Origin of the sequence: Bradyrhizobium sp. (genome assembly GCF_049798375.1) — a bacterium.
Taxonomy (GTDB): Bacteria; Pseudomonadota; Alphaproteobacteria; order Rhizobiales; family Xanthobacteraceae; genus Bradyrhizobium.
In genome coordinates this window covers 1-8,259 of record NZ_JBARGP010000196.1, presented here as the reverse complement: position 1 = coordinate 8,259, position 8,259 = coordinate 1, and the positions used below count along the sequence as shown (strand labels likewise).

Here is an 8,259-nt window from a genome sequence, read left to right as displayed (position 1 = left end):
TCGCCGAGATAAGCGCGCTTGACCTCGTCATTGGCGCGGATCTCGTCCGGCGTGCCGGAGGCGATGATGCGGCCATAGACCAGCACCGAGATGCGGTCGGCCAGCGCGAACACTGCCGCCATGTCGTGCTCGACCAGCACGATCGAGACCTCGCGCCGCAGCTCCGCAAGCAGCTTCACCATCTCCGCTGACTCCGTGACGCCGAGACCGGCCATCGGCTCGTCCAGCAGCAGGAGCTGCGGCTTCGTCGCGAGCGCCACCGCGAGTTCGAGCTGACGCTGCTCGCCATGGCTGAGCCGTGCGACCATTACATCGGCGCGATGGCCGAGACCGACGCGCGCGAGCGCAGCCTGCGCTGCTTCTCGCAACCCCTTCTCCTTCCGCGCATTGCCAAAGAAGCGGAACGAGGAGCCGTCATGTGCCTGTGCCGCGAGCGCGACATTGTCGCACGCCGTGAAATCCGGCAGCAGCGAGGTGATCTGGAACGAGCGCGCCAGCCCGAGTGCGCAGCGGCGATAGGCCGGCATGGTCGAAATATCGCGGCCGGCGAGAAAAATACTTCCCGCGTGTGGCGCGAGGTGTCCGGTGAGCTGGCTGATCAAGGTGGTCTTGCCGGCGCCGTTGGGGCCGATGATGGCGTGGATCTCGCCCTTGGCGACATCAAGGCAGACGTGATCGGTCGCTATGATGCCGCCGAAGCGGCGCACCAGATTGTCGACGCGCAGCAGCGGCTCAGCCACGGTTCAGCCTCCCGAGCAGGCCCATGATGCCGCCGCGGCCGAATAGCACGATCAGGAGCAGCAGCGGCCCCATGATCAGCGCCCAATATTCCGTGATCTGCGACAGGAATTCTTCCAGCAGCAGATAGACCACCGCGCCGACCACGGGCCCGAACAGGCTGCCCATACCGCCGAGAATGACCATGACCATCAGGTCGCCGGAACGGGTCCAGTACATCACAGCCGGGCTGACGAAATCGGTGTTGTCAGCGAGCAGCGCGCCCGACAGCCCACACAGGGTGCCCGCGATGACGAAGCAGGCGAGCTTGTAGCGCTTGGCGGGAAAGCCGATCGCCTGCATGCGCTGCTCATTGGAGCGCAGCCCCTGCACGACGAGCCCGAAGCGCGAGTTGACGATGCGCCAGACCAGAAGCACCGTGCCGAGCAGGCAGGCGAGGCAGAGATAATAGAAATGCACGCGATCGTTCAGGTTGATCAGGCTGCCGAAATCGCTGCGCTTGTAGATAGTGAGCCCGTCATCGCCGCCATAGCGCGCCAGCCCTGAGGCGATGTAATAGGCCATCTGCGCGAAGGCGAGCGTGATCATGATGAAATAGACGCCGCGAGTGCGCAGCGAGAGTGCGCCGATCACCAGCGCGAACGTTGCGGATGCAGCCAGAGCGACCGCGAACTGGGCATAGCCGGAGCCGATGCCTTCCTGCGCCAGGATGCCGACCGCATAGCCGCCGATGCCGAGATAGGCGGCGTGGCCGAAGCTCGGCATCCCGCCATAGCCCAGGATCAGGTTCAGACTGACCGCTGATAGCGCCAGGATGACGATGCGCGTGAACAAGGTCAGCACGAAGATGTTGCCGGTCAGGTTCGAATAGACCGGCAGCAGCACCAAGCCTGCGATGACGATCGCCGCGACCACGGCCGACACATTGAGCGACGATTTCATCTGCGGCTGGCCGGAAACAAACCTTCCGGCCGCGCCACCAGCACGATCGCCATCAGGAGATAGATCATCATCGAGGACATCGCAGGCGCGGCGGTCGAGGCGGCAGCCGAGCTCAGCACCTGCCGCAGCAGATTGGGCAGGAAGGCGCGCCCCATGGTGTCGATCAGGCCGATCATCACAGCGGCGATGAAGGCGCCGCGGATCGAGCCGATGCCGCCGATCACGATCACGACGAAGGCCAGGATCAGGATGTTCTCGCCCATGCCGATCTGCACGGTGAGGATCGGCGCCTGCATCATCCCGGCGAGACCGGCCAGCGCGGCGCCGAGACCGAACACGAGCGTGTAGAGCACCTTGATGTTGATGCCGAGCGCGCCGATCATCTCGCGGTTGGAGGCCCCGGCACGGATCAGCATGCCGATCCGGGTGCGCATCACGCCGAGATAAAGCAGCAGCGCGACCAGCAGCGCCACCACGATGATCGCGAGCCGGTAGGCGGGATAATGGATGCCGGGCAGGATCGTGACCGGCACGGTGAGCCAGGACGGCAGCGGCAGGGCCAGCCCCGCCGGTCCCCAGATCAGCCTGACAGCCTCGTTGAAGAACAGGATTAGGCCGAAGGTAGCGAGCACATGGTCGAGATGATCGCGACCATAGAGGTGACGCAATGCCACGAATTCGAGCACGACGCCGAGCAGCAAGGTCGCACCGAGCGCCAGCAGCACCCCAAGCACGAAACTGCCGGTCCATGCCACGAAGGTCGCCGCGAAATAGGCGCCCATCATGTAGAGCGAGCCGTGCGCGAGGTTGACGAAGTCCATGATGCCGAACACCAGCGTCAGCCCGGCGGCCAGCAGGAACAGCAGCAGCCCGAACTGCAGTCCATTCAGAAATTGTTCGACGACGAGAAGCATGCGTCCTTGGGGTCAGGTCCAGCGAGAGTTGCGCTTAATAAAATGGCGGCAGCGCCATTCGGCCCTGCCGTCATGTCATTCTTTTAAGCTTCAAGCAAATTCCGGGCCTATTTCATCGGGCACTTGTCGTGGAAGTGGTCCTGATCGTCCTTGACGATGGTGGCGACCGTCTTCAGCGACAGCTGGCCGTCGGCATCCTTGACCACGTCCTGCAGATAGAAGTTCTGGATCGGAATGTGGTTGTTACCGTATTTGAACGACCCGCGCAGCGACTTGAAATCCGCCTTCTCCATCTCGGCCTTCATGGCGTCTTTCTTGGTGAGGTCGCCCTTGACCGCAACCACGGCGCTGTTGATGAGCTGCGCGGCGTCATAGGCCTGCGCGCCGTAATAGGTCGGCCGCAGGTTGGGGTATTTCTTGCGGTAGTCCGCAACGAACGTCTTGTTCTGCTCGTTCGGCAGGTCGTTGACCCATTCCTGTGCACCGGGCACGCCGATTGCGTTGTCCTTCTGCAGCGGCAACGACAGTTCGTCGATGGTGAATGCCGTGTAGAGCGGCATCTTCTCCTTCAGGCCGGCCTGCGCGTATTGATTGAGGAACTGCACGCCCGCCGCGCCCGGATAGAACACGAAGATCGATTCGGCATTCGAGGCGCGCGCCTTGGAGAGCTCGGCGGAGAAATCGAGTTGGCTCGGCCACACCGTATATTCCTCGCCGACCACCTGGCCCTTGAAGGTGCTCTTGACGCCCGCCAGCATGTCCTTGCCGGCCGCATAATTCGGGCCGATCAGGAACACCGACTTGACGCCCTTCTGATTCATGTAGAGGCCCATCGCCGCCGGCGTCTGGTCGTTCTGCCAGGAGGTCGAGAACACATAAGGCGAGCACAGCTCGCCCGCGAGCTGCGACGGCCCTGCGTTGGCCGAGATCAGGAAGGTTTTGGAATCCACGGCGGTCTTGAGCGAGGCCAGCAGCACGTTGGACCAGATGTAGCCGACGATGAAATCGACCTTGTCGGATTGCACCAGCTTCTCGGTCTTCTGCTTGCCGATATCGGGCTTCTGCTGGTCGTCCTCGTAGATCACCTCGACCGGCTTGCCGTCGATCTTGCGGCCGAGATGATCGAGCGCGAGCTCGAACGAATTGCGCATGTCGTTGCCGATGACGGCGGTCGGTCCGCTGAATGTCGAGACGAACCCGATCTTGATGCTGTCGGCCGCAAACGCGGAATTTGCCAGCGTGAGCGCTGCCGCGCCCGCCAGCCAGAAAGCCGTCCTCATGTCACTCCCCTCCCTTTCGCCCGAAAGCCGCACGGGTGCGGCCCTCGGTTTGCGGCGTTTCTCGCCTTGCATTTTCTTTACCGTGATGCGGCTGTCGCGCATCATCAGGAATCGAGCCATCGAAGCAGGTGACCTTTTCCGATCGAGGCTATGCTTGGGCACCATAATTTGCAGAAACCTCGAATGGCAAGGACTATACTTCCGCTTAACCGCAGCGATCGGCGATCCCGCAAAACCGGCGATCGCTGTCTACCGCCGGCATGCGGACACCGCCCGGGCCGCGTCCACCCCGCTGCCACCGGGATTCTCCGGTCCCCTCGGCCCCTCTCGGATTCAGTTGTCCTTTACGCATGACCATCAAGGTTTCTGCGCTTTTGCGGAGAGTTTGATGTTCATCAGCGAGAAAGTCGCACGCACCAAGTGGTGTCCCCTCGTGCGCATCGACAACAATAACCGCCTGCATAACTCGTTGACGGGCGGCTTTCAGAATACCGACCTGATGTATCACTGCATCGGCGCGGATTGCATGGGCTGGCGGCAGCTCCATCTGTCGCACCTGAAAGGCGACGGTGAAGTCACCGCACATGGCTATTGCGGCTTTGCCGGCAAGCCCGAGCACGATTGAGCATTGACATGATCGACCGCGGCAGTTCGCCGCGGCCGGAGCTCTCCTTCCGGCAAGCCGGGAGCGTCAGCTCTGTCGTTCGGGCAGTCGCACCACGAGCCCATCGAGCGCAGGGGTGATCTTGATCTGGCAGGACAAGCGACTGTTTGGCAGCCGTTCCGACGCAGTGCCGTCGAGCAGCGTATCTTCATCATCGCTCACCGGATCGAGCTTTCCGGCCCAGGCCTCGTGAATATAGACGTGGCAGGTGGCGCAGACGGCGTTGCCGCCGCATTCGGCGACGATGCCGTCGACGCCATGGGTCAGCGCCGCCAGCATCACGCTGGTGTCGTCCTCGGCATCGACGCTCTCGCTGCGGTTGTCCGGATGAATGAAGGTGATCGTGGTCATGCTATCCGCTCAGGCTCGCGTGAAGGTGACGGGCAGGCTCTCCAGCCCGCGCAGGGTGTTGTTGTAGCCGCGCTTTGCCGGCCCGGTGATCGCGATGGTCGCGACCTTGCGCGCCAGTGCCGTCAGTATGGCTTCGCCTTCCAGCCGGGCCACCAGCTGGCCGACGCACATATGGATGCCGTAGCCGAAGCCGACATGACCGGAGACCTTGCGCGTGATGTCGTAGCGGTCGGGCGCGTCCCAGCGCCGCGGATCGCGGTTCGCAGCGCCTAAGAACATCAGCACTTTCTCGCCCTCGCCGATCCGGCAGCCGCCCAGTTCGACCTCGCGCGTGGTGGTGCGGAAGAAGGTCTGCACCGGGCTTTCGAGCCGCACCGCCTCCTCGAACGCGTTGCGCGCCAGTGACGGATCCTGCCGAAGCCTCTCCCACTGATCCGGAAAGCGCGCGAGGCAATAGACCGCAGCGCCGATGCCATAGATCGTGGTGTCCAATCCGGCCGAGAGCAGCGAACGCACCAAGAGCGGCGCTTCCACAGCGGTGATGTCGCCCTTGTCGGCAAAGGCGTGGACGCAGGCGCCAAAGCCGCCCGGCGTGAGCGCGTCGCGCTGGCATTGCGCGGTGACATAGGCCTGGTGCGGCGCCGAGCGCTCGATCGCCTGCTTGCGCAACTCATTCGGTGGGCCGAAGGCATTGAACACGAGACTCGCATAGGGGATCAGATGCTCGCGCCCCTCAGCCTGCAATCCCATCGCATCCGGGAAGATCGAGAGCGGATAGGCTTGCGCGAGATCGGTGATGGCGTCGAAGCGGCCGCGGGCGAGCAGCTCGTCGACCTTGGCTTCCGCCGCGCTCATGAAACGATCGCGGATCTGCTTCATCACCGCCGGCGACAGCACCTGGCTCAGCACCGCGCGGGTGCGCGTATGCGCGGGCGGATCGGCCTCCAGGATCAGGCTCGGCGGCCGCCATGGCGTCTCCTTGGCGAAGTCGCTAAGGCCCACGCCGCGGCTGGAGCAGAAGGTCTGGGGGTCGTTGAGCACTGCATAGACCTCGGCGTAGCGCGCCACGCCGTAGACATTCCATTTGTGGAGATAGATCACCGGCGCTGCCTCGCGCATCTCTTGATGCGCGGGATACGGATCATCGAAGAAACCGATCGCGAACGGATCGATGTCGAGCTGCGGAATGGCGGTCCCGGCCCCTGCAGGCGCGTCCGATGATGCGGAAACATCTGTTGGGTTCATGCGCTCCTCCCGAAGTTCTTGCTTGTAAAGCGGCGCCTCGTGTTTCTATGTCTCGGTTGATGCGAGGGATCATGAGCAACCGGACCGGCAAACTGCACGGAGCCAGGCAGACAGACGACGCCGCGCGTCCCGGCCCCACGCTCGATCTCGACCGCTACGTTCCCGCGATCATCACCTTCATCGCCAACAAGCTGTCGAACAGCGCGACTGCGTTCTACCAGCGCAATTTCGGCGTCAACGTCACCGAATGGCGTATCATGTCGCTGCTGGCGATCGAGCCGGGGATTCCGGCCTCGCGCATCTGCAGCGTGATCGGTTTCGACAAGGGGCCGGTGAGCCGCACGCTGGCGATGATGAAGAAGCGCGGCCTGGTGGCGATCCGCTCGGCGCCCGCGGACGGCCGCAGCCATGCGGTCTCGCTGACCGCCAAGGGACGCGCCACCCATGACGAGGTCATTGTCGCTGCGCTCGGCCGCGAGCGGCGGCTGCTGTCGTGCCTGGATGCCGGGGAGCGGGATGTCTTGATCGGACTGCTGCGGCGCCTGCACGACAACCTCGGCGCCGTGACCGAGCCGGACACGCCCTAGGCAACCCGCGGCGGCTCGATCCGGCGCGCGACGACGAAATCGCTCGCTCGAATGTGCGGCCGAAGCCGCGTCGGCTTGCCGCAGGAAGCGCATATCGTTTCCATCCCCTTGGATTCGCGGGCGCATTTACGCCTCATCTGGATGACACCCAATCCTCCCACGATTTAGTTGCTTTGGCAACGATATAATCGACGGAAATTTCCCCGACAATTGGCGCCGGTTATCGGGCGATAGGTAATGGGGGCTTGAAACCAGCCGTCCTTCGCGTGCTTAGATACAGTCGGGGCACAACAGCGAGAACCAGCATCCAATGACCGAGCAGGTGCAGGGTCTTCATCACGTCGTCATCGTCGGCGCCGGCTTTGGCGGGCTGGAGACGACCTATCGGCTAGCTGGCGCGGGCGTCAGGATCACGCTGATCGACCGCCGCAACCATCATTTGTTCCAGCCGCTGCTATACCAGGTCGCGACCGCCTCGCTCGCGACCTCGGAGATCGCCTGGCCGATTCGCCACCTTGTGCGCGATCGTCCCGAGGTGACGACGCTGTTCGCCAATGTGAACGGTATCGCTGCTGCGAGGCGCTGCGTACTGCTCGAGGACGGCGCCGAGGTCAGTTATGATACCCTGGTGCTGGCGACCGGCGTGCGCCACGCCTATTTCGGCCATGACGAATGGGAGCCGTTCGCACCCGGCCTGAAGACGCTGGAAGATGCGACCACGTTGCGGCGGCGCATCCTGGTCGCGTTCGAGCGTGCCGAGCGCGAAAGCGATCCGGGCAAGCGCGCCGCGCTGATGACCTTCGCCATTGTCGGCGCCGGCCCGACCGGCGTCGAATTGGCCGGGACCATCGTCGAGCTGGCGCGCTCCACGCTGCCGCAGGACTTTCGCAATGTCGACACCCGTAGGGCGCGCGTGGTGCTGATCGAGGCGGGCCAGCGCGTGCTCGCCGGCTTTCCCGACGATCTCTCGGCTTACGCGCACAAATCGTTGGAGGACATCGGCGTCGAGGTCGTGCTCGGCCAAGCCGTAACCGACTGCAATGCCGATGGCGTTGTCTATGGCGGCAACCAGCTCGATGCCAAGACCATCATCTGGGCCGCGGGCGTTCGCGCCTCGCGGGCAGCGGAATGGCTCGGCGCGCCGGCCGATCGCGCAGGGCGGTTGATAGTCGGTCCGGACTTCACCGTTCCCGGCCATACGGAGGTTTTTGCCGTCGGCGACACGGTGACGATCGCCGGCCCCGACGGAAAGCCGGTGCCCGGCATCGCGCCCGCCGCCAAGCAGCAGGGCGATTATGTCGGGCGAGGCATTCAGGCCCGCCTCAGCGGCCTGCCCTTTGGCGAGCCCTTTCACTATACCGACGCCGGTCGCCTGGCGCAGATCGGCAAGGGAGCGGCGGTGGCGGACTTCGGCTGGATCGCTCTGCGCGGCGCCCCCGCGTGGTGGCTTTGGGGCGTGGCGCACATCTACTTCCTAGTGGGTGTTCGTAGCCGCCTGGCCGTCGTGATCAACTGGCTCTGGCTGCATTGGCGTAACC

Annotated in this window: 9 protein-coding genes; 3 read left to right on the top strand and 6 right to left on the bottom strand. The window is 63.9% G+C overall.

The annotated features are described in order from the left end of the window. The 4 genes from WA702_RS08455 to WA702_RS08440 form a co-directional block, all read right to left on the bottom strand. The coding region (locus tag WA702_RS08455) for an ABC transporter ATP-binding protein (protein ID WP_425110068.1) at nt 1-740 on the bottom strand (740 nt) is incomplete at its 3' end. Continuing rightward, nucleotides 733-1,680 carry a branched-chain amino acid ABC transporter permease gene (locus WA702_RS08450; protein ID WP_425110067.1) on the bottom strand — a complete coding sequence of 316 codons (948 nt, stop codon included), beginning with the start codon at nt 1,678-1,680 and terminating at the stop codon, nt 733-735. The genes WA702_RS08455 and WA702_RS08450, both read right to left, overlap by 8 nt. Then, the gene (locus WA702_RS08445; RefSeq protein ID WP_425110066.1) at nt 1,677-2,594 is read right to left on the bottom strand and encodes a branched-chain amino acid ABC transporter permease; all 918 of its coding nucleotides are present in this window, start codon (nt 2,592-2,594) and stop codon (nt 1,677-1,679) included. The genes WA702_RS08450 and WA702_RS08445 overlap by 4 nt, the downstream gene beginning before the upstream one ends. 107 nt (nt 2,595-2,701) lie before the next feature. Further along, the gene (locus tag WA702_RS08440; RefSeq protein WP_425110069.1) at nt 2,702-3,832 is read right to left on the bottom strand and encodes an ABC transporter substrate-binding protein; all 1,131 of its coding nucleotides are present in this window, start codon (nt 3,830-3,832) and stop codon (nt 2,702-2,704) included. On the opposite strand from WA702_RS08440, the gene WA702_RS08435 reads away from it, so the two are divergent. Then, nucleotides 3,744-4,499 carry a hypothetical protein gene (locus tag WA702_RS08435; RefSeq protein ID WP_425110070.1) on the top strand — a complete coding sequence of 252 codons (756 nt, stop codon included), beginning with the start codon at nt 3,744-3,746 and terminating at the stop codon, nt 4,497-4,499. The genes WA702_RS08440 and WA702_RS08435 overlap by 89 nt on opposite strands. 66 nt (nt 4,500-4,565) lie before the next feature. Here the strand turns inward: WA702_RS08435 and WA702_RS08430 are convergent, their stop codons facing one another. Further along, nucleotides 4,566-4,889 carry a 2Fe-2S iron-sulfur cluster-binding protein gene (locus WA702_RS08430; RefSeq protein WP_425110065.1) on the bottom strand — a complete coding sequence of 108 codons (324 nt, stop codon included), beginning with the start codon at nt 4,887-4,889 and terminating at the stop codon, nt 4,566-4,568. A gap of 9 nt (nt 4,890-4,898) precedes the next feature. Continuing rightward, nucleotides 4,899-6,134, bottom strand: a complete 1,236-nt coding sequence (locus tag WA702_RS08425) for a cytochrome P450 (RefSeq protein ID WP_425110064.1) — start codon at nt 6,132-6,134, stop codon at nt 4,899-4,901. Nucleotides 6,135-6,205: 71 nt separating this feature from the next. On the opposite strand from WA702_RS08425, the gene WA702_RS08420 reads away from it, so the two are divergent. Together WA702_RS08420 and WA702_RS08415 are read left to right on the top strand one after the other, a co-directional pair. After that, nucleotides 6,206-6,721 carry a MarR family winged helix-turn-helix transcriptional regulator gene (locus WA702_RS08420; protein WP_425110063.1) on the top strand — a complete coding sequence of 172 codons (516 nt, stop codon included), beginning with the start codon at nt 6,206-6,208 and terminating at the stop codon, nt 6,719-6,721. A 310-nt stretch (nt 6,722-7,031) separates the two neighbouring features. Continuing rightward, on the top strand, nt 7,032-8,259 hold a 1,228-nt coding region (locus WA702_RS08415), incomplete at its 3' end, for an NAD(P)/FAD-dependent oxidoreductase (RefSeq protein WP_425110062.1).